The sequence below is a fragment of the Moorena bouillonii PNG genome, from assembly GCF_001942495.1.
In the GTDB taxonomy this organism is placed as follows: domain Bacteria; phylum Cyanobacteriota; class Cyanobacteriia; order Cyanobacteriales; family Coleofasciculaceae; genus Moorena; species Moorena bouillonii.
In genome coordinates this window covers 6229675-6247956 of record NZ_MKZS01000001.1, presented here as the reverse complement: position 1 = coordinate 6247956, position 18282 = coordinate 6229675, and the positions used below count along the sequence as shown (strand labels likewise).

Genomic DNA, 18282 nt, shown 5'->3' with positions numbered 1-18282 from the left:
GCTTCTACATCCTAGTCTCTATCACCGTTTCGACTACTTTTGCCTAATGGATAGCAAATTTGGGGGACCCACGGGGGCTTGACCAAAACCAGATGATCCCGCATTCATTCCTTAATTCAGCAACGCCGGATTGATTGCGCCTAGCTATTAGGCGATGGACGCGCGTCCCGCTTTCAGCGATCGCGTATTCCAATGGGATTAAAGCGTTGTTCACCCTTCCCAAACTTCTTCCATGACCATGACAAAACCAGGCAGTACTGATTCATCCCCCTTCACTGTAGCTGGATTGTCCAACTGCTCCACTTCTACCCCAGGACGGTAAATATATACTTGACGACTATTTGGCTCAATCAACCACCCCAACAGAGCGCCATTTGACCTGTACTCTTCCATCTTTTCCTTAAGACTCTTCACCCTATCACTGGGAGAGCGCAACTCAATCACAAAATCTGGGCACAGAGGAATAAACTTTTTCCTTTGTTGAGGCGTTAGGGCTTCCCACCTGTCTTTTTTGACCCAAGAAGCATCAGGGGAACGTTCTGCACCATTGGGCAGCTTAAAGCCACCAGAAGAATCAAATACCTTGCCTAGCTTTGTTTGGCGATTCCACAACTGTAGCTGAAAATTAATGTTAGAATTTTTTTGAGATGTTTCACCTCCTGTGGGGGGCATAACAATTATTTTTCCGTCTAATGTGCGCTCAATTCGTAAATCTCGATTAATCTGACAAAACTCAAAAAATTGATCATCATCCATAGCCCATGCTGGGGGCATCCTCAACACAATGGGATTGGTTTCAACAGGTGTGGTTGCTACTTTCATGGCGATCTCTACTTCCCGCACAAAAGAGTTTATTCTATTCTAGTTAACAAAAATACCCAGTTTTTAACCTAAAAACCCAACTAAGCTGCACGTCACTCCGCACCATTGGAGATTTTAGCACCTCCGTTCCGTTCGGAAACTTGAGTAATTTAACGGTAATGGTAGCAGCAACTACTCCTATTTACCGTAGAGGTAGAAATCTTACTTGTCCTTCCCACTCTCCCTCAAGGCTGCACTCAGCAATCAAGATAATTTCCTCTATCGCTAGCCCGATTGGGACACGACGACTCACCTCAAACAACCCAGGCATAGATAATCCTGCTTGGATACGTTCGTATGCGAAAGTTATCATCGTAGCAACATCATGAGTTAAAACCATTCGTCCTTCTTGAGCAGCCCATGCTAAAACAGTTGGATCATCTGCTCCTGATAAGTCCACATCTTGAACACGCACAATATCAATATCTGGACTTTGGCGAAGAAGACCTCGGACAATTTGGTTATTAAAATTTTCATCTGCCAGGAATCGAGCCATTTGGGATTACCTGGATTGATTGCGTCTAGCTAGTAAGCGATCGCGTATTCCAATGGGATTAAAGCGTTGTTCAGCCTCCTGCTGAATTGCATCTGTCTGACGTTTACGTTCTACCAGATAGGTATGAACCTCATCTTGATGTCTGAGATAGTAACCGATAACCAAGTAGATATCTGGTAGTTGTAGCGATGGATATTGCTCTGCTATTTCCTCTGGCGTGCATCCCTCAAGAAAAGCAGTCACAACAGTGTCTAGGGTGACGCGAGTTTTGGCAACTCGTACAACACCATAGCCATCTGTCTCTATTGGTGCGGGTTCAATGGCAATTGCTAGAGTCATGACGTTATCAGGTTTCTATTTGATATGGTAGCAAACGCCTAGTCAGGATGAGGAATAGGCGTTGCTGAATCAGCAAGGTCAGATTAATCAACTCTAACCATTTCACGGGATTTTTCTTTCTTATTCACCTCAGAGGGTTTCGGCTTCTGACCCCTAAAGTCTCCTAATAATCCCATCAATGCTGGAACTACTGTAGGTGTCAGTAATGTAGACAAAGCTAATCCCCCAGTTAAGGTAATCCCTAATCCTTGATATAATTCAGCTCCTTTCCCTGGTATTACTGCTAACGGTAACATTCCCAGTACTGTAGTTCCAGCAGACATGAATATTGGTCGTAAGCGATCGCATACAGCTCTATACAAGGATGTATCGTAATCTATTCCTTCTCGCTGTAATTGCAAGGCTCGGTCTACTAAAAGGATGGCATTATTCACCACAACTCCAGTCAGAATCACAAATCCCAACCCAGTAATCATATCCAGCGGTACTACTACACCAGGAATTCTGTTCACTATCACCAAACTCAACAAAGCTCCGGTTAATCCTATCGGTACGGTTGCCATAATTACGATGGGATAGAGAAAAGAACGGTAGAGTGCTACTAGCAGCAGATAGGTAATCAGTAAAGACAGAATAAAGATTGACCCCAACTGAACTAATGTTTCTGATAGCAAATCTGCTGAACCAGCTAACTCGACACGATAGCCAGCAGGTAGATTTTTCCGGAAGGGTTTGAGAATTTGCTGCTCTGTTTGTTGAACTAGTTTTCCTAAGGGAGCAGAGCGCTCGACACTAACGGTTAGGGTAATAGAACGCTGTAAATCCACTCGGTCAATGCGATCGGGTCCGGTGGTATCTACTACTTCAGCGACATCAGCCAATTGTACTTGCTGACCATTGGGAGTATAGATCACTAACTGACGCAACTGCTCTGGGGTTTTGACAACGGTATGTTGTAATTCAACGGTCACATCCAGTTCCCGTTTACCATCCACGAATTCTGAGGCTCTAATCCCACCGAGAGCAGCTTCAACCATTCTCCCTAAGTCAGCTTCTGACAAGCCCACTTCTGCCAGTCGCACTCGATTGGGAATTACTTGTAATTCTGGCGCACCAGTAACAAAACTTGAACGAGCATTGCGCACACCATCCAGTTGGCGCAATTGCTTAATAAGATCCTGACCCCACTGGTTTAATTGATCCAGGTCTTGTCCTACCACACGCACGGTATAGGATTTGCCTGGATTACGAAAAATGGCAGTGCGCCTAGCAACCACAAAGCGATAACCAGGGAAATTGGACTTTACCTTTCCCATCCGATTCACCATGTCATCGAGATTCCTACCAGTAGCTAAGTCTGGCTTGAGATAGACTAAAATCATTTTCCGTCGCGAGCTTGCTATTACCAAGGTTCGGTCAATTTCCGGCTGCTGTGCCAAGAACTTTCTGGCCGGTTGGGATAGCCGTAGGAATTCTGGAATACTGGTGCCTGGAAAGGGTTCCGTTAACCACATAATTAAATTACGGTTCCCTTCTGGTAGGTAATCCATGGGGGGAAGTAACCTAACACTGACAAAGAGCAATACTACAGGAATCAACAACACAGCCAAACGCCTTCCGATCCGTTTGCCACCAAGAGACCAACGCACGGTTTTTAATAACAATCTCTCTAGCTTGCCTTGCCATACTCTAAATACTGCTGAAGTTTTAGCTACAGCTAGCACCAGGACATTTTGGATTTTTGCTCCTCTATTTCGCTGCTTTGGGCGCAATGGTTTTGGGTCTAAACCTTGGGTGCCGACATCCCCCATCCCCTGCAAAATCTGTTGCGCCTCCCCTTGATTAAGAAACAGTCCCGATAGCATCGGCACTAGGGTCAGAGCTGCAAACAGGGAAAACAATACCGATGTCGATAGAGCAATACCAATATCAAAGAACAGCTGTCCTGCTTCCCCTGTGACTAAAACAATGGGAGCAAATACTGCTACCGTAGTCAGAGTAGAGGCTAGCATGGCTGACCACACTTCTTGAGTGCCGTCAATAGCAGCTCGGAGCGGATTTTTTCCCCGTTGCATGTGGGTGAAGATATTTTCTAGCACCACAATCGCATTATCCACGACCATTCCGACCGCAAATGCTAATCCTGCCAGACTGATCACATTCAGAGAGCGACCCAGCAAGGCTAAGACAATAAAGACGGTAATAATAGTAGCCGGAATAGTCAGGGCAATTACTGCTACGGTGCGCAATGACCCCAGAAACAACAGCAACACTAGGGATGCTAGTATTGCACCTATGATCAAATTTTGCTGCACTAAGGCAATAGATTGGTTAATATAGCCATTCTCGTCGTAGTTAATTAAGAACTGGACAGCTTCCCCTTGCTGTTCCAGTTGGGCTTCCATTTCCTTGAGTACGGCTCTGACTCCCTTAGATATCTCTGGGACATTGCCACCAATTCGTCTTTCGATACCAATGCCAGCCGTTGGTTGGTCATTTGCTACAAGAACTGTACTTTGAAGCTTGCGACCAATTTTGACATCAGCTACATCGCCCAAGTAGACAATTCCTGATTGGTCTCGGCGCAACACAAACCCTTCCAACTCCTTCACATCCTCAGAGCGACTGACGGTGCGGACTCGGTATTCCCGTCTTCCCACTACCATCGGTCCACCGCGAATATTGCGGTTATTAGTGCGCAAAGTATTGACGACATTAGACAGGGTTAGATTGCGGTCAGCTAAGGCTTTCGGGTCTACAATCACCTCCACTTCCCGTTCCCGTCCCCCAGGAGTAATAATCTGACCCACTCCTTCCACTTGCCGTAACTTGGGTACAATCACATCTTGAATCAAGTCACGGTAATGGTCTGGGTCAGAATCATAGCCTTCTTTGGGCATTAGGACAATCCACATCATGGGACGGCTAACACCACTGACCACTTCAGCAGAGGGGTCTCCCGCTTCTGGGGGTAGAGACGACACTCGTTGTAATTTGCTCAAGACATCTACTAAGCGAGCATCAATATCTGTTCCCCAATTGAATTCGAGAGAAATCCGACTGCGTCCAGAGCGAGAGCTACTGGTAATTTCTTTAACTCCTGTGACTTCTTCGAGCTGTTCTTCGATCGGTCTAGTAATCAGGTCTTCTACTTCAGTCGGTCCTGCTCCAGCGTAGGAGGTGCTAATGGTAATTTCTGGAGTATCACCTCCTGGTCGAAGTTCTAGGGGAAGCTGGAATAGGGCTAAGATGCCACATAGGGCTAGGAGGCAGAACAGAACAAATGTTCCGTGTCGCCACCGGACAGCTGTTTCGATAAGTTTCATCAAATTTCACCGAAGTTGGCAACTTAGGAACTAAAGAATTTAGAATGCGCGAATTTAGAATGCGGGAATCGGGAATCGGGAATCGGGAATCGGGAATTTAGAATTGGGAATTTAGAATCGGTAAGGATTCTAGAGACTAATACAGCACGGCGGAAATCAATATAGTTTTCAAAAATAGCAAAACTCTTATATATTAAACCTTTAATCAGTAAATATGTAATATTTTTGAATTTTGAATTTTGAATTTTGAATTCCGCACAGCGGTACTATTTTTTAAGGTTTGGAAGAGGTGTGATAATTAGGAATTAAGGATTAGTAATGTTAACTGGTGAACCATCTTTTAAACCTTCACCCCCTGACACAACTAGGGGTTGATTGGCTTGTAATTGTTGATTAGTGATCAGGAGTTTTTCCCCCATATCCACTAAGATTTCTACGGTAAACTCTTGTGCTTTGTCTTGGGAAATGGTATAGATTAGGGATTGGTTTTTTCGTTTAATGATGGCATCACGGGGGATCACAAAACTGGGATCTACATCAATGGGTAAATCTAAGGTAGCTTGAATTCCCATTCCAGCTAATAAGTCTTTTGGGGGATTGTTGAGATTTACCCTTACTAGTTGTCGCCGTGAGTTGGCATTGGCTGTAGGCATAACGCTGGTAATCTCTGCTCGTTGCTGCCAGTTAGGTAAACTTCGCGGTGCAGTTAATTCCACATACATCCCTGGTTTGACCTGATTAGTAAACTTTTCTGGTACTTCTAGAAAGATATCGAATTGAGCATTATTGACCAAGGTAATGATGGCATCGCCACCTTCAACATAGTTGCCAGTGCCAACCTGGCGGGATTGCACAACCCCGGTTGTAGGGGCTTTAATCGTGGCTCGTTCTGATGCTAGTTGAGCTTGGTCAACCGCTGCCTGAGCTGCTGCTACTACCCCTTTCTGGGCATCAATTTCTTCCTGGGTTGGTCCGACTTGGGCTTCAGCTAACAAAGCTGCAATGCGCAACCGCTCACTGGTGGTGGCATCAAGGGTACTTCTGGCTTCAGCAATCTCTTGCTGGGTTTTAGTTTGTTCTGCACTTAGGGCAGCTTCAGCCCGTAAGCGATCACTGGTGGCTGCATCAGCTGCTTTTTCGGCTTCCACTTTTGCTCGTTCAGAGAGAGCTCCTTCCAGAGTTAGGGCTTCAATGCGTTTTAGGTTATCCTTTGCTTCTTGTTCCCGAGCTTGAGCCGCATCTAGTTCTGCTTGCCGTTGGGCAATTAAATTGGGTTGGACGGCTATCATACCATCAAGGTTGTCCTTTGCTTCTTGTTCCCGAGCTTGAGCAGTATCCAGTTCTGCTTGCCGTTGGGCAAGAATTTCTGGACGGGTTCCCACTTGTAATCGAGCCAGATTACTTTTTTCCTGAGCAAGCCTTGCCTTAGCTTGGGCGAGGGCTAACTGTTGGTCAGCACCATCAAGAATAGCAATGGTCATTCCTGGTGTAACGCGATCGCCTTCTCGGACTTTGACTTGTTGTATCACACCATCGATCTGAGATTTAATCGTGATTTTTTCACTTGCCTCTACTTCACCCAGTAACTGGATCCGTTTAACTCCTTTACCTAAGGTCAGGGGAATAGTTTCTACCGGTCGCGGCGGTGTCTGTTTGGTTTTCGTCTGGGCTACAGGGGTTTCTGGTACTGTCGAGATTTGCAACAAAGCTAGACCTCCTACTAAAAAGAGGACTGTCAGTAGCCATGCAGAGGATTTGCCTTTGGTTTCTTCCTGGTTTTGGGAATTTGACTCTGGCTGATAGTGATTAGACACTTGGGGATTTACAGGTTCCATGGTGATGCCCTGACAAAAAGATGTCAAAAAGATGTTTATAGGATAACTTTGGTCAATCCTACTGCTGGCCTGATTAAGTCGATCAGAGCAGTTGACTTAGATAGGAATTACTCTAGATTTACAAATTTTAATAAAAATTTAATGGTTATGGCATCAAAGTTCTTATATCCTTAGGAGAGAAAAATTCAATCAATGAGTGCACCGCTACTTTGTGTCGAAAACTTGCAGGTGGCCTATCCTAGCAGCCAATCCCTTGAAAAACCCACCTGGGCAGTAGATGATGTTTCCTTCGTGCTAGATTCAGGAGAGCGACTGGGATTAGTGGGTGAGTCAGGCTGCGGTAAGTCTACTCTCGGACGGGCTATCATGCAGTTGTTACCGCAACGGTCCCGAGTAACAGGACAGGTTAGGTTCGCTGGAAAGTCTGTCTTTGAGTTAACTCCTGCACAGCTGCGGCAGTTTCGGGGAGAAGCAGTAGCGCTAGTGTTTCAGGACCCGATGACTCGCCTTGATCCTTTGATGAGTATAGGGGAACACTGCCTAGAAACCCTCAAAGCTCACCAACCCCAGTTATCAGGACGTGAGAGTAAAGCAAAAGTACTAGAAACTCTAGATGCGGTGAAAATTCCCGCTAATCGCTTCTCTCAATATCCCCATGAATTTAGTGGGGGGATGCGGCAACGGGTTGCGATCGCATTAGCGTTGTTGCTCAATCCCAAGCTAATTGTAGCAGATGAACCCACCACCAGCTTGGATGTTACGGTAGAGGCACAGATATTAGAAGAATTAACAATGGCTTGTCGAGAACGGGACATGGCACTGTTACTGATTTCTCACGATTTGGCCATGATTGGGGAATATTGCGATCGCATTGCGGTCATGTATGGTGGCAAAATGGTGGAAACTGGGCCAGTGCAACAGATTCTGTGGCAACCTAACCATGACTATACGCGATCGCTCTTAGAAGCAGCTCTACATCTTCAGGCAGTTAAAGACCACACTGACACTAATGACACTGACACTAATGACCCTGAGGGGAATTCCAGCTCTGGGATTCCTACCCCTTTACTAAGGGTTACTAATCTCAAGCAATATTATACCTTAGAAAGCAATTTTATTCAGCAACTGGTATCTCAAGAAAAAAACGTTATCAAAGCTGTGGATAACGTCAGCTTTGATTTATATCCTGGGGAAATTTTGGGACTAGTAGGAGAATCCGGTTGTGGCAAAAGTACTTTATCTCGCACTATCTTACAATTAGTTCGTCCTACCGCTGGAACCGTTGAGTTTGAAGGCACAAATTTAGCTACACTCAATCGACATTCCCTACAAGAGATTCGTCGTAAAATCCAAATGGTATTTCAGGACCCCCATGCTTGTCTTAATCCTTTAATGACTGTGGGAGAAAGTATTGCCGATCCGTTATTTATTCATAAATTAGCGGCTAATTCAACAGCAGCTAAAAACCAGGTCAATGAAATGCTAGAACGGGTAGGATTAACGCCTGTAGAGGATTACTATAATCGATATCCCGCTGACCTTTCTGGAGGACAACAACAACGGGTTGCTATTGCTCGGGCATTGATTACTCATCCTAGTTTGGTGATTTGTGATGAACCAGTGAGTATGCTAGATGCTAGTGTCCAAACTCAAGTATTAGAATTAATGTTGGAGTTGAAAGAAGCGTTTAATCTTACCTATTTGTTTATTACTCATGACCTCTGGGTAGCACGGTTTTTCTGTGATGGAATCGCCGTGATGAATAAAGGTCAGATTGTTGAAAAGAAACCAACTCATGACCTGTTTACTAATCCTGAGCATCCTTACACTAGAACCTTGCTAGAGGCAGCTCCGTTGTTAGATAAACAAAGGTGATTTGTAAGCTATCAGCGGTCAGCATTCAGGATATGTGCTACGCACACGCTACGCGAACAGCATTCAGCATTCAGCTTTTAGCTTAAGCGCTACGCGCACGCTACGCGAACAGTTATCAGCTATTATTTATCAGCTATTATTTATCAGTTATCAGCTGATAGCTGACCGATGCTTCACAGGCTGGAAGCCTGTTCCACAAAGCTGACAGCTGACCGCTGACCGCTGATAGCTTACTAAAGGATTTCAATAGTTTCAGCAGTCATAGCCGACTTACTGGAACCAGAACTCTGACCTTTAATCCGAACCTTTTGGTTAGGACTTAATTTTCCTGGGTCAACAGTTTCTCTTTGGCGAGTGATTTTGGTATCGGAAAGAAGTTGTACACTATAGGAACCAGACTTAGTTTCTACTTTCAACTGTAGAGGGAAACTTTCCATAACTGCGACAATTTTACCTTCGATAATCATTTGTTCATCAGTTGAAGTAACTATTGGATTATTATCTGGATTATTACCCTGATTGTTTTTCGGTGAAACGTCTGGTTGGGGAGCGCTACAAGCAGAAAACAGCAGGCTTAATCCGATAAGACTGCTCAAAACAAAAGATTTAAAACGAATTTGTAGTTTAGTACTCATCTGACGGTTTTGTCCTTTGTTAGTTGATTTGTAAGCAGTCAGCAGTCAGTCGTCAGCCGTCAGCCGTCAGCCGTTAGCGATCAGCCGTCACCTGTTGACTGTTCGCGTAGCGTGCCCGTAGCGCATAAGCTGATAACTGATAGCACATCAAGTAGCGTGGGCGTAGCCCATAAGCTGATAACTGATAACTGATAACTAAAAGCTGATAGCTTACGGCTGATTAGTCCCGGACATATTAGACATTTTTCCAAGCGGAGATGTTATCAAACACAGACTTAGTGATGCGGACAGCACTGTTCTCAAAGCCAGCATGGCCGTGAATTCCCACTACATGGTGTTGACCATCTTGCAAGCGCCAGATTGGGCTACCGCTTTGACCGCCATAGGTATCGAGCATATAGAAGAGCTTGCGACCACTGATGCTGGTAATTCGACCAGCATTGAACCATTGTGTGCCAAATGGTTTGTCACCAGCGTAGCCAGAGTTATTTACCTGTAGATTTGTCAGTAACTCGTCGGATAGATTCATAAATCCGAACCAGCCGACTCGGTTACCTAGGGTGTCATCCGGTAGAATAATTGCTCCGTAATCGAAGTCATCATCTTGTTCTTGTGTCCAGCCTTTTACACTGCGGAAGGAGGTGGTAACTTGGGAGCCGAAGGGAGCTTCCTTTTCATCCATACCAGGAATAACCTCAATTTTCTTGGCCCAACCACCAGTAATATGGCTATAAACGCAGTGTCCAGAAGTTATTACTGTCCGTGGTCCAATCAACCAGCCAGAACACTTGTACCGCTTCCCATTAGCTTTGGTAACGATTAACTGGCAAATCCATCGCCAGGGAATAGTACTAGCTGGGGAAATGCGGATGCGGTCGTCACTACCAATTACTGACTCCGGTATTTGGAATTCTTCAGCACCAGCATCTGGAAGATTTTTCAAATCCTCTGTGACGTCAATTGTTTTCTCGAAATCCAAACCCTCATTAAGAGCTCGGGATTTATTGAATCCGGGTACTGCTTCGATTTCACCGCGACCCATGATTCCCTCAAATTCGTCTTCGTAATCTATTGACTGGGATTGAGTTTCGCTGGAAGTGATTTCATGGAGCTGCTGATCGTCGAGTTCTATTTCCTTTGCTTGGTTGGTTTGATTGTTTGCTTGGTTGGTTTGATTGGAAACTCTTTCAGTTTCTGACATAACCATTCTCCTTACAATTAACTACTAAAAAGAACTCAATTGAATGTTCTTTCCATGTACATAATCGCAAGGCTGCACTAGGGTTGACAGTACCCTTGCGGGTACTTATGGGGAGCAGGGAATTTAGAATTGAGAATTTAGAATTGAGAATTTAGAATCGGGAGCATTCTGTAGGGTGGCCATTGCCGGTTTACTTACCCAAATCCTGTCCAAATTGATCTCAGCAATGCCCACCAAAGCATTCTGTAGGGTGGGCATTGCCGGTTTACTTACCCAAATCCTGCCCAAATTGATCTCAGCAATGCCCACCAACCAGGGTACCCATGGCTGGTTTCTGAACCAATGCCCACCCTACATTATTGTGGATTGGTGGGCATTGCCTATTTCATTGCTCGGCGTTCAATCATGATCTTAATCAGCAATGCCCACCCTACGATTCGACTGCCGATTATAAATAAACGCTGTGCGATTGACCTTTGGTCACGCTACGCGATGAAGCGAAGCTTCCGCGCTTGTGCGATCGCTTTTTTTTATTCCCCCTAAAACTTCCCAAAAAAAAAACTTTTTAAAACCCTTGACAACTATTTTTATAATCATTACAATAATCAAAAAAAACCGAACGAGTTCAAGTGTTAATCTATGTCAAAAGACTTTAAGTCAAACTTCAATAAACAACCTGTTGAGCACACTCTGAAAGGCTCTCGTGAAGCAGTAATCTATAGTATCCAAATGCTTTATAAATTGGGCTATGCAGAGATTGCGGAATGGACTCCTCTTGAGCCGACTGAGGTTCCAGGGGAAGTAATTACTAAAATGATGAAGTATTGGCTGTTGCCATAACACCTTGTCTTGATGCAGTCGCTCATGGGGAAAACCCCCAAGACCGCGCTGCATCGCTAAATTTATGGGGGGTTTTCCCCCCGACCAAAGGCTCGAATCTGTTACTGTAGCTTGGCTTTTGGCCAATTACATCGAATACATCAGGTTGGGTTTGGAAACTCATTGACATAGGTCATTTAAATAGCCGTGGATAGTATTTATACGGCTATTTTTTTTTACTTTTGGTAGCGCTGTTTTATTCCCAGTAATCAATTTTATGTAAATGTTAATTTTTGTAAAACAATCAATCTTACGGAATTTTATAGTATAATTTATTTAAATGCCAACCGTTATATAAGTTAGGTTTCAGTAAGATAAACTTAACTATTAGTTTGATTATGAAGCTTGATACTCTTGTAGATTTTGGATCAATTATCGGAGCTTTTTTGGCTGCAATAGGCTTCCTAGTTTCTTTAAGACAATTCAAGCTCAGTAGAACCATGTCTTATATGCAGCACTTGAGTGATCCCTCAATGATAGAAACAAGGGTTGATGTGGATGCTTGGTTAGACTCTTCAGATGATGATAATGCTCGCCTACTTCAGCTACAAGAAGATACTGAATTGCACACTAAAGTAAAAGTTTTCCTGAGTTTCTGCAATCAGATTTCTATTGCTTACCGATTTGGAGCAATTCACAATAAGATGGCATTTGATATTTGGAATCCTTTTATACCTTATTATTGGGACAGGTTAAGATTTTATATTGCTTGGCGACGTTCTCAGGGATATAGCATAGGTCATAACTTAGAAAAATTTGCCAGAGACATACGAAGTTTTAATAGAAAATAGACATCTCCAAAAAAGCAAATTTTTTTTTAGATTATATTAAAATTCAATAACCCTTGCCAAAAACACTACAACTTATAACTATGACAAATTACAATCAGGTACTTAATCAAATTCATTCTCTTAGTCTCTCTGACCAACTACGATTACTAGATGAATTAAAAGTCTTAGTTAATCAAGGGATAGAAGTAGAAGGAGAGGAAGAAACCATTCCAATTACAGAAATTATTCAAAGTCAAGAAGCTTGGGAAAATTATCGCTCCGGTAACGATAAAGGAATTTCATCTAAAGATTTAAAGCGTAAGTTATTTGGAGATAATTTTGATTGACTATATTCTATTAAAACAAGCTGAACGCTATTTAATGCGAATGCCAAACCATGATCAAATTCGGATTATTAATGCGTTAGATACCTTAATTTATAATCCTTCGACGCTGGATATTAAATCCTTAAAAGGTCGTCCTGAATTTCGTTTGCGTGTGGGTAAGTCGATTGGTGGGCATTGCCCATGTAATTGCTCGGCGTTCAATAATGATCTTCATCAGCAATGCCCACCCTACGATTCTCCCTATTCCCTATTCCCTATTCCCTACAAAAATCATGAGCCTTATTGTTAATCTTATCAATAAGATCAGTTACCTCAGCTGGAGGATTAGGCATCCGATAAATTTCCCGTAATGCATCTGACCAAAGTTGTTTGTTGATGAAATAGTTAATTCGTTTCAGAGCAATCTGATCAGCACTCGCATCTTGAGCTTTCAGATTACTTTCTAATGCAGTTAAGTCAGCGGTGATTTGATTACGCTTTTCGTCATTCATTAAACGAAAAATTCTCTTAGTAGGAAGTTCGTTTAAAGGAATTGTATTCCGCCAAAAGTAAGCTTTACCTGGTTGTAAGGGCTTCCCTTGATAAACGATACTAGTAGTAGTAGGCTCTAAGGATTGCTCCCACAATTGTTGATTAGTACGCATTTCACGCACCTCAATACCTTTCATTTCTCCTTGCCATAGGAATAGGGGTTGCTCACTCCAAATTTCTAAGCTTCCTTTATGATTAGAATTCCCGTCACGATCTGATAGCTGACCAGGAGTGAGCATGCAGAGAGTTTGCTCAATAGGATGCTCAGATCTTGACCTCCCTCTTGAGCCCCCTTTACCTTTTTTACGTCGCAATCTCTCCCAGATATCACCCCATTTTAACGTAATTAGCTGGCCTTGAGACTGGGATAACTGCTGATCAGACTGAGGTCTTTTTACTATTGCATTAATAGGCAGTGCAGAAGAACAGACTAGCACGACCATTGTTAGTAATAGTGTGGATTTGTTCTGAATTATTTTAGGCATAATATGCTTCCTGACTGATAAGTTAATGATTAAATAAAGCATTTATCGCAGTTATGATAATTGCTATATTTGACTAGGGATCCCCCCTAACCCCCCTTAATAAGGGGGGAACTTGATTCCATTCAAACATTCCCTTAATCAGGGGGGGAGCTGATTCGATTCAAACATTCCCTTAATCAGGGGGGTAACTTGATTCCAGTAAACCATTCTTTTCTATTGCCTTTTGCCTTAACAGAATAAGCTTTGTAATCATGAGTATAATAATTGCTATAATGTTCCCGATTCTCGATTCTCGATTCCCGATTCCCGATTCCCGATTCCCGATTCCCGATTCCCTATTTCCTGCCCGTAGCAGTATAAGTAATAAACACTACTAAAGGCATAACAGTAGGTAGCAGCACCTTCAAGGAGATATAAACTTGTAGTGAAACCAAGCAATAAACTAACCAATAGATCAACCAAGCATTACCTAGATTGATCAAGAATGATCCTAAATCAATTGTGATAATTTTTCTTACCTTCTTGATGCAGTCGCTCATGGGGGAAACCCCCAAGACCTCGCTGCATCGCTGCTTCCTGCTCCCTGCTCCCTGCTCCCTATTCCCTTGTTTAGGATAATCCTGTTTAATTAACCTAAATCCCTTACCTAAAACAGCGGTTAGTAAAATCATCAAGGCATTAGGAATTGGTATCACCAGATGCTGGGAAAAAAGATGGTGGGCGATGTAACTATGGGCTTCACCACCAGTAAATGATGATTTGCTATCGAACCAGTCTTGCCAACCCTCTGAACGACGCCAGAAGGCTACCGGAAGGGGAAGCAGATTATTATCTTGCCCTTCTTGATCAATTCCTGCTTCTTTATATCCTCCTGAAGCAACAATCACAATGGTCTGGTTAAGGCTGAGACCATCAGCTAGAGCATCTCCAGAACAGGAGCCTAATAACTCACAAGCAGAAATTTTTTGATAAACCTGCTCTGGAGGGAGGGAATAGTCAATAATCGGTTGAAACCATTGTAAGAAATATGCGATCGCAGGACGTTTTACCCTCCCCAACCAAGCCAGTTGTGTATCAGCTTGTGTATTAGTTTGTGTATGGGCTTGTGTATTGGCTTGTGTATCGGCACCATTAAGCAAATCAATCACTGAAGTCCTAAATTTCTGATTACTGTCTTGAAGCTCAGGTAATCCCATCGCTAATTGAGTAGTGCCGGAATCTTGATTACGTAAACAATAGGAAAGGACTAGTAAATAGCTAAACGGACAACTTTGATCACACTTATTGCTAGGTAACTCCACATACCAATCATAGGTTGTAATATCTCCCTCCATGGTTTGATTGAGGTTAGCAATTTTATCACTAACTCCATAATAATCAGCAGGATGCTCAGCTTCAATTGCTCCCCAAACTACCCAGGTATTATTTTTAATCGCTTCAGTAACTGATTGCCGTAACCGTTTACTATTATCGGGCTGTTGTTTGTCTTGATCTAAAATATAATCAAACCCAATTATCTGAGCCTTACTCGTAACTAACTTATCTAATATACTTGCCAAGTAACCATAGTCCATATACTTATCATCAACCAATTTAACGTTGTCCTGTTTAAGGGACTTATTATCAATTTGAACTAACCGAACTGGAGACTTAACTGGAGAAGGATTAGCTTGCCACTGCACTTGCTGAGTAACCTGACGGTAACCAGCTTGTAACAACAGACGAGATTCTAACAGTAAATCCTGACAATCCGGGATTAAACTAACGGTTAACCATGCCGATAACCAAAGGGCTTCTTTTTTAGTGGGCAACCAATTTCTGAGACTGTGCCCTAAACCAAATGGTTCCAAGCGAAACAGTACTGATTGGGGATGGCGAAATAAGGTAGGGATTAGGTAAGCAGACGGATAGGTCAGATTTTGTTGGTCTTTGAGATAAGCACAAGCATCCCTTAGGGCTTCATGAACATCCTTATACTCAGCCAAACTGTTAAGAAACTGGACAATAAAAACTTGAGCCACCTGATTGTGAATAGGTTCTGCCATTACCGCCACTTGAGGTAACCCTAAAGCAATTAGGAATTCCGCAATCGAGATACCATCACAAGAATTAAAAATAGCAAACTTCAGTCCATTAGCTATCCCTTGTTGGAGGGATTGTTGAATATCCTTAAGCCCTAGAGAAGCATCAGGAGCAATATGTAATTCCCCACCAGTCAAGGCAGTTTCATTACTATGTCCAGCAAAGAATAAAATATCCCAACCCCTAGGATTAGCAATTTCCTTAACAATTTCCTGCTTAAGACTAGTAGAGTCTTTTCCTGGTTGCCAACCAATAAATTTTATTTCAGCCAGCTTAGACAGGTTAGCTAACGCCTTGCGGTCTTCTTCAAAGTCTAATCCTTTTTCATCACCTAAGATAGCCAACACTCTGGCTCGGCGACGGATTGAAGGAATAATTTTATTATGACTAATTCCACCATGGATAATATTAGAAACCCGAGCAATCCGGATAGTTCCGAATCTGGATAAATTAGTCGTAGTAGTAGTACTAATTTCCCAAGCTTCCCAAGGTAAGCGAGTTAATTCATGACAGTTACAGGTCAGGAGAATATCAACCCAATAGCGACGATTAATAGAGGAATCTGTAGCCGCATTAGCAATTTGCTCACGAATTTCATATAACTCTCCATCCCGTAACCACCGATCAAAGAGTGATAAAAACCTAGCTTCTGCTTCCCGCAAAAATCCAGCATGATCCTTCTTATAGGATGAAATACTACCACTTGTTTTTAGTTTAATAACTCGCAAATATCGGTAACAATTAATGTAAGCCTGTTTCCAGTCTTGGTAACTTTGTTCAAGCTCTTGAGGATAATCTACTATGGCAGAAATAGTCTTACCATTTTCCCAAGATAACTCAAAGTTACACCCTGACTTTATTTTGATGACTTTAAGGTGAAAAATTTTACTTTTCATGTTACTTATAGTAGTCAGCGGTCAGTTATAATCGTAGGGTGGGCAGTGCCTAGCAACGCCCTTTGCAAGCTTCAAAATCTGTCTGATGCACTGCCCACCGACATGCACTTTTCATCTTACTTACCTCTCACTAGTGATTAATCTGCTGGTGGGCAGTGCCTAACAATGCCCTTTAGAAAAACATCAATCTAACTGATGCACTGCCCACCCTACATGAAATCCCGATTCCCGATTCCCGATTCCCGATTCCCTACTCCCTACTCCCTACTCCCCTTAAATTCAAACAACATCGACGTTTGTGCTGTTTCGTCAGCAGTGGTAATTGTAGCTAGAAACTTTTCATGATTAGCCCCCACAAACTGAGTAAATAAATAGTCCTCATTAGTGCTCAATTCCTGTTGATCCAAGACCATGGTATAATCAGTAATACGCAATTTTATCCCCCAAGGTGGAGTATTACCTGGGCTAGCTCCCAGGATTAGCAATATACTCCAATCCCCTTCTGGTTCAGACTGGGGTAATTGCCAAGTTACAGCATAAAGGCGCAGTGGAATTCCAGCTAGTTGAAAATCTCGATAACTACGGACAGCGGCAGCAGGAATTTCGATATCAATAATAGTTATAATCTCAGCTAATTCTTGGGCTGGGTTACGACGAAACCGCAATGCTGGGGAAGGTGCTGGTAATAGCTGCCAAGATAATTCTTGAGCTAGGTCATCAATTTGATTATATAACCATTGTCCCACATCAATCGCCCGTTGATTCAGGATTTCGATTACGTCTCTAACATAATTAGGCTCGGGCTGTGGTATTTCTGGTAAAGGAATTTCCTCAGGAGAGAGACATTGTAAATCCAGTAGTAAGTCGTCTCCACTCATAGTAAACCTAGATAAAGGGAGCTCGTAATTATGATCAGAGCAAACAACTAGATTACTAATATCTCTGACTAACTGGTCGTATTGATTTACCCCTTTAATCCCAGCAATACCTAAGTCATCATCAATGGCAATAACGACATAAAAATGAGCAGTGAATTGGGGAATAGTAACAATTGCTTCAGGCAGCGTTACGAAGGGGTCACTAAATCCAAAGGTAGGAATAAGGCAAATCTTGAAATCTCCTACCTGTAGATTACACACAGGATTAATAGCTTGGGAAATAGCTTGATATAATCCCGAGTATCCTAACCCATTAGCTGCCCGTTCTAGCCGTAAACTTGGCTCTCGTTTTTCCAGCCAATCTTCAAAGACTAGTAAGGCTAACTCTTGGAGATAGATAGCTAATGTTCCTGGTTTATCTGCCATCTGGTTGGCTATATCCAGGGCTTGTTGTTGTTGTTCTAATTCCAGCGTTAGGGTTTCCGTTAATGCTGGAAAGGAAATCATTTCTGTAGATGTATTTAGCATTTTCAGTTGAGAATATATTGAGGGAACAGGGAATCGGGAATCGGGAATCGGGAATCGGGAGTCGGGAGTCGGGAGTCGGGAATCGGGAGTCGGGAGTCGGGAGTCGGGAGTAGACCATGATTGAGATCCCCCTAAATCCCCCTTAATAAGGGGGACTTTTGAATCTAATTACTCCCTTCGTTTTTTAAGGGGACTTTTGAATCTAATTTTTACCTTCCTTTTTTAAGGGGCGTTTTGAATCTAATTCCCCCCTTTTTTAAGGGGGGTTAGGGGGGATCTATGAACAGGGAATAAGCAACGCCAAAATTCCAATAAAAT

General features: G+C 42.9%; 20 protein-coding genes. 8 read left to right on the top strand and 12 right to left on the bottom strand.

Features of this window, described 5'->3' with window-relative positions:
• Positions 1–210 precede the first annotated feature (210 nt).
• The 5 genes from BJP37_RS25445 to BJP37_RS25425 all read right to left on the bottom strand — a co-directional run bounded on the left by BJP37_RS25445 (position 211) and on the right by BJP37_RS25425 (position 6857).
• Positions 211–822: a Uma2 family endonuclease gene (locus BJP37_RS25445; protein WP_075902998.1), complete on the bottom strand. Its 612-nt coding sequence runs from the start codon at positions 820–822 to the stop codon at positions 211–213.
• Between the two features lie 181 nt (positions 823–1003).
• Positions 1004–1357 (bottom strand): DUF5615 family PIN-like protein, encoded by a 354-nt coding sequence (locus tag BJP37_RS25440; RefSeq protein WP_075902996.1) that lies wholly within the window; start codon positions 1355–1357, stop codon positions 1004–1006.
• Positions 1358–1363: 6 nt separating this feature from the next.
• A complete protein-coding gene (locus tag BJP37_RS25435) occupies positions 1364–1696 on the bottom strand; it encodes a DUF433 domain-containing protein (RefSeq protein WP_075902994.1) in 333 nt (110 codons plus the stop codon).
• A gap of 83 nt (positions 1697–1779) precedes the next feature.
• A complete protein-coding gene (locus tag BJP37_RS25430; RefSeq protein ID WP_075902992.1) occupies positions 1780–5022 on the bottom strand; it encodes an efflux RND transporter permease subunit in 3243 nt (1080 codons plus the stop codon).
• Positions 5023–5327: 305 nt separating this feature from the next.
• A complete protein-coding gene (locus BJP37_RS25425; protein ID WP_075902990.1) occupies positions 5328–6857 on the bottom strand; it encodes an efflux RND transporter periplasmic adaptor subunit in 1530 nt (509 codons plus the stop codon).
• Positions 6858–7049: 192 nt separating this feature from the next.
• Between BJP37_RS25425 and BJP37_RS25420 the strand changes: the two genes are divergently transcribed.
• Complete coding sequence (locus tag BJP37_RS25420) at positions 7050–8732, top strand: dipeptide ABC transporter ATP-binding protein (RefSeq protein ID WP_075902988.1); 1683 nt, start codon at positions 7050–7052, stop codon at positions 8730–8732.
• A 34-nt stretch (positions 8733–8766) separates the two neighbouring features.
• A complete protein-coding gene (locus BJP37_RS40050; RefSeq protein ID WP_158069769.1) occupies positions 8767–8937 on the top strand; it encodes a hypothetical protein in 171 nt (56 codons plus the stop codon).
• A 28-nt stretch (positions 8938–8965) separates the two neighbouring features.
• On the opposite strand, the gene BJP37_RS25415 is transcribed toward BJP37_RS40050, so the two are convergent.
• The 3 genes from BJP37_RS25415 to BJP37_RS43930 all read right to left on the bottom strand — a co-directional run bounded on the left by BJP37_RS25415 (position 8966) and on the right by BJP37_RS43930 (position 10826).
• Complete coding sequence (locus tag BJP37_RS25415; protein ID WP_075902987.1) at positions 8966–9367, bottom strand: hypothetical protein; 402 nt, start codon at positions 9365–9367, stop codon at positions 8966–8968.
• Between the two features lie 235 nt (positions 9368–9602).
• On the bottom strand, positions 9603–10568 hold the full coding sequence (locus BJP37_RS25410) for a trypsin-like serine peptidase (protein ID WP_075902985.1): 966 nt from the start codon (positions 10566–10568) through the stop codon (positions 9603–9605).
• 123 nt (positions 10569–10691) lie between these two features.
• Positions 10692–10826 (bottom strand): hypothetical protein, encoded by a 135-nt coding sequence (locus BJP37_RS43930; RefSeq protein ID WP_269087065.1) that lies wholly within the window; start codon positions 10824–10826, stop codon positions 10692–10694.
• An 84-nt stretch (positions 10827–10910) separates the two neighbouring features.
• Between BJP37_RS43930 and BJP37_RS37390 the strand changes: the two genes are divergently transcribed.
• The 5 genes from BJP37_RS37390 (at position 10911) to BJP37_RS41520 (ending at position 12853) form a co-directional block, all read left to right on the top strand.
• The gene (locus BJP37_RS37390; protein ID WP_143727784.1) at positions 10911–11111 is read left to right on the top strand and encodes a hypothetical protein; all 201 of its coding nucleotides are present in this window, start codon (positions 10911–10913) and stop codon (positions 11109–11111) included.
• A gap of 96 nt (positions 11112–11207) precedes the next feature.
• Positions 11208–11408 carry a hypothetical protein gene (locus BJP37_RS25400; RefSeq protein ID WP_075902981.1) on the top strand — a complete coding sequence of 67 codons (201 nt, stop codon included), beginning with the start codon at positions 11208–11210 and terminating at the stop codon, positions 11406–11408.
• A gap of 377 nt (positions 11409–11785) precedes the next feature.
• Positions 11786–12238, top strand: coding sequence for a DUF4760 domain-containing protein (locus BJP37_RS25395; protein ID WP_075902979.1), 453 nt, complete (start codon positions 11786–11788; stop codon positions 12236–12238).
• Positions 12239–12318: 80 nt separating this feature from the next.
• Positions 12319–12564, top strand: a complete 246-nt coding sequence (locus BJP37_RS25390) for a hypothetical protein (RefSeq protein WP_075902977.1) — start codon at positions 12319–12321, stop codon at positions 12562–12564.
• Entirely contained in the window at positions 12557–12853 is a 297-nt protein-coding gene (locus BJP37_RS41520) for a hypothetical protein (protein WP_198954179.1), read from the top strand. Before BJP37_RS25390 ends, BJP37_RS41520 begins: the two co-directional genes overlap by 8 nt.
• Here the strand turns inward: BJP37_RS41520 and BJP37_RS25380 are convergent.
• Positions 12819–13580: a hypothetical protein gene (locus BJP37_RS25380; RefSeq protein ID WP_075902975.1), complete on the bottom strand. Its 762-nt coding sequence runs from the start codon at positions 13578–13580 to the stop codon at positions 12819–12821. The genes BJP37_RS41520 and BJP37_RS25380 overlap by 35 nt on opposite strands.
• A 251-nt stretch (positions 13581–13831) precedes the next feature.
• Between BJP37_RS25380 and BJP37_RS43925 the strand changes: the two genes are divergently transcribed.
• Complete coding sequence (locus BJP37_RS43925; RefSeq protein WP_269087064.1) at positions 13832–13957, top strand: hypothetical protein; 126 nt, start codon at positions 13832–13834, stop codon at positions 13955–13957.
• Here BJP37_RS43925 and BJP37_RS25375 read toward each other — a convergent pair.
• The 3 genes from BJP37_RS25375 to BJP37_RS40045 form a co-directional block, all read right to left on the bottom strand.
• Entirely contained in the window at positions 13916–16558 is a 2643-nt protein-coding gene (locus tag BJP37_RS25375; RefSeq protein WP_075902973.1) for a CHASE2 domain-containing protein, read from the bottom strand. The two genes, BJP37_RS43925 and BJP37_RS25375, sit on opposite strands and share 42 nt — an antisense overlap.
• 257 nt (positions 16559–16815) lie before the next feature.
• A complete protein-coding gene (locus tag BJP37_RS25370) occupies positions 16816–17943 on the bottom strand; it encodes a DUF1822 family protein (RefSeq protein ID WP_158069768.1) in 1128 nt (375 codons plus the stop codon).
• Positions 17852–18082, bottom strand: a complete 231-nt coding sequence (locus tag BJP37_RS40045; RefSeq protein WP_158069767.1) for a hypothetical protein — start codon at positions 18080–18082, stop codon at positions 17852–17854. The genes BJP37_RS25370 and BJP37_RS40045 overlap by 92 nt, the downstream gene beginning before the upstream one ends.
• Positions 18083–18282 lie beyond the last annotated feature (200 nt).

Coding starts and splice junctions, on each gene's coding strand:
- BJP37_RS25445 (WP_075902998.1), bottom strand. CDS start 822: ATGAAAGTAGCAACCACACCTGTTGAAACCAATCCCATTGTGTTGAGG.
- BJP37_RS25440 (WP_075902996.1), bottom strand. CDS start 1,357: ATGGCTCGATTCCTGGCAGATGAAAATTTTAATAACCAAATTGTCCGA.
- BJP37_RS25435 (WP_075902994.1), bottom strand. CDS start 1,696: ATGACTCTAGCAATTGCCATTGAACCCGCACCAATAGAGACAGATGGC.
- BJP37_RS25430 (WP_075902992.1), bottom strand. CDS start 5,022: ATGAAACTTATCGAAACAGCTGTCCGGTGGCGACACGGAACATTTGTT.
- BJP37_RS25425 (WP_075902990.1), bottom strand. CDS start 6,857: ATGGAACCTGTAAATCCCCAAGTGTCTAATCACTATCAGCCAGAGTCA.
- BJP37_RS25420 (WP_075902988.1), top strand. CDS start 7,050: ATGAGTGCACCGCTACTTTGTGTCGAAAACTTGCAGGTGGCCTATCCT.
- BJP37_RS25415 (WP_075902987.1), bottom strand. CDS start 9,367: ATGAGTACTAAACTACAAATTCGTTTTAAATCTTTTGTTTTGAGCAGT.
- BJP37_RS25410 (WP_075902985.1), bottom strand. CDS start 10,568: ATGTCAGAAACTGAAAGAGTTTCCAATCAAACCAACCAAGCAAACAAT.
- BJP37_RS43930 (WP_269087065.1), bottom strand. CDS start 10,826: ATGCCCACCCTACAGAATGCTTTGGTGGGCATTGCTGAGATCAATTTG.
- BJP37_RS37390 (WP_143727784.1), top strand. CDS start 10,911: ATGCCCACCCTACATTATTGTGGATTGGTGGGCATTGCCTATTTCATT.
- BJP37_RS25400 (WP_075902981.1), top strand. CDS start 11,208: ATGTCAAAAGACTTTAAGTCAAACTTCAATAAACAACCTGTTGAGCAC.
- BJP37_RS25395 (WP_075902979.1), top strand. CDS start 11,786: ATGAAGCTTGATACTCTTGTAGATTTTGGATCAATTATCGGAGCTTTT.
- BJP37_RS25390 (WP_075902977.1), top strand. CDS start 12,319: ATGACAAATTACAATCAGGTACTTAATCAAATTCATTCTCTTAGTCTC.
- BJP37_RS25380 (WP_075902975.1), bottom strand. CDS start 13,580: ATGCCTAAAATAATTCAGAACAAATCCACACTATTACTAACAATGGTC.
- BJP37_RS43925 (WP_269087064.1), top strand. CDS start 13,832: ATGAGTATAATAATTGCTATAATGTTCCCGATTCTCGATTCTCGATTC.
- BJP37_RS25375 (WP_075902973.1), bottom strand. CDS start 16,558: ATGAAAAGTAAAATTTTTCACCTTAAAGTCATCAAAATAAAGTCAGGG.
- BJP37_RS25370 (WP_158069768.1), bottom strand. CDS start 17,943: ATGATTTCCTTTCCAGCATTAACGGAAACCCTAACGCTGGAATTAGAA.
- BJP37_RS40045 (WP_158069767.1), bottom strand. CDS start 18,082: ATGGTCTACTCCCGACTCCCGACTCCCGACTCCCGATTCCCGACTCCC.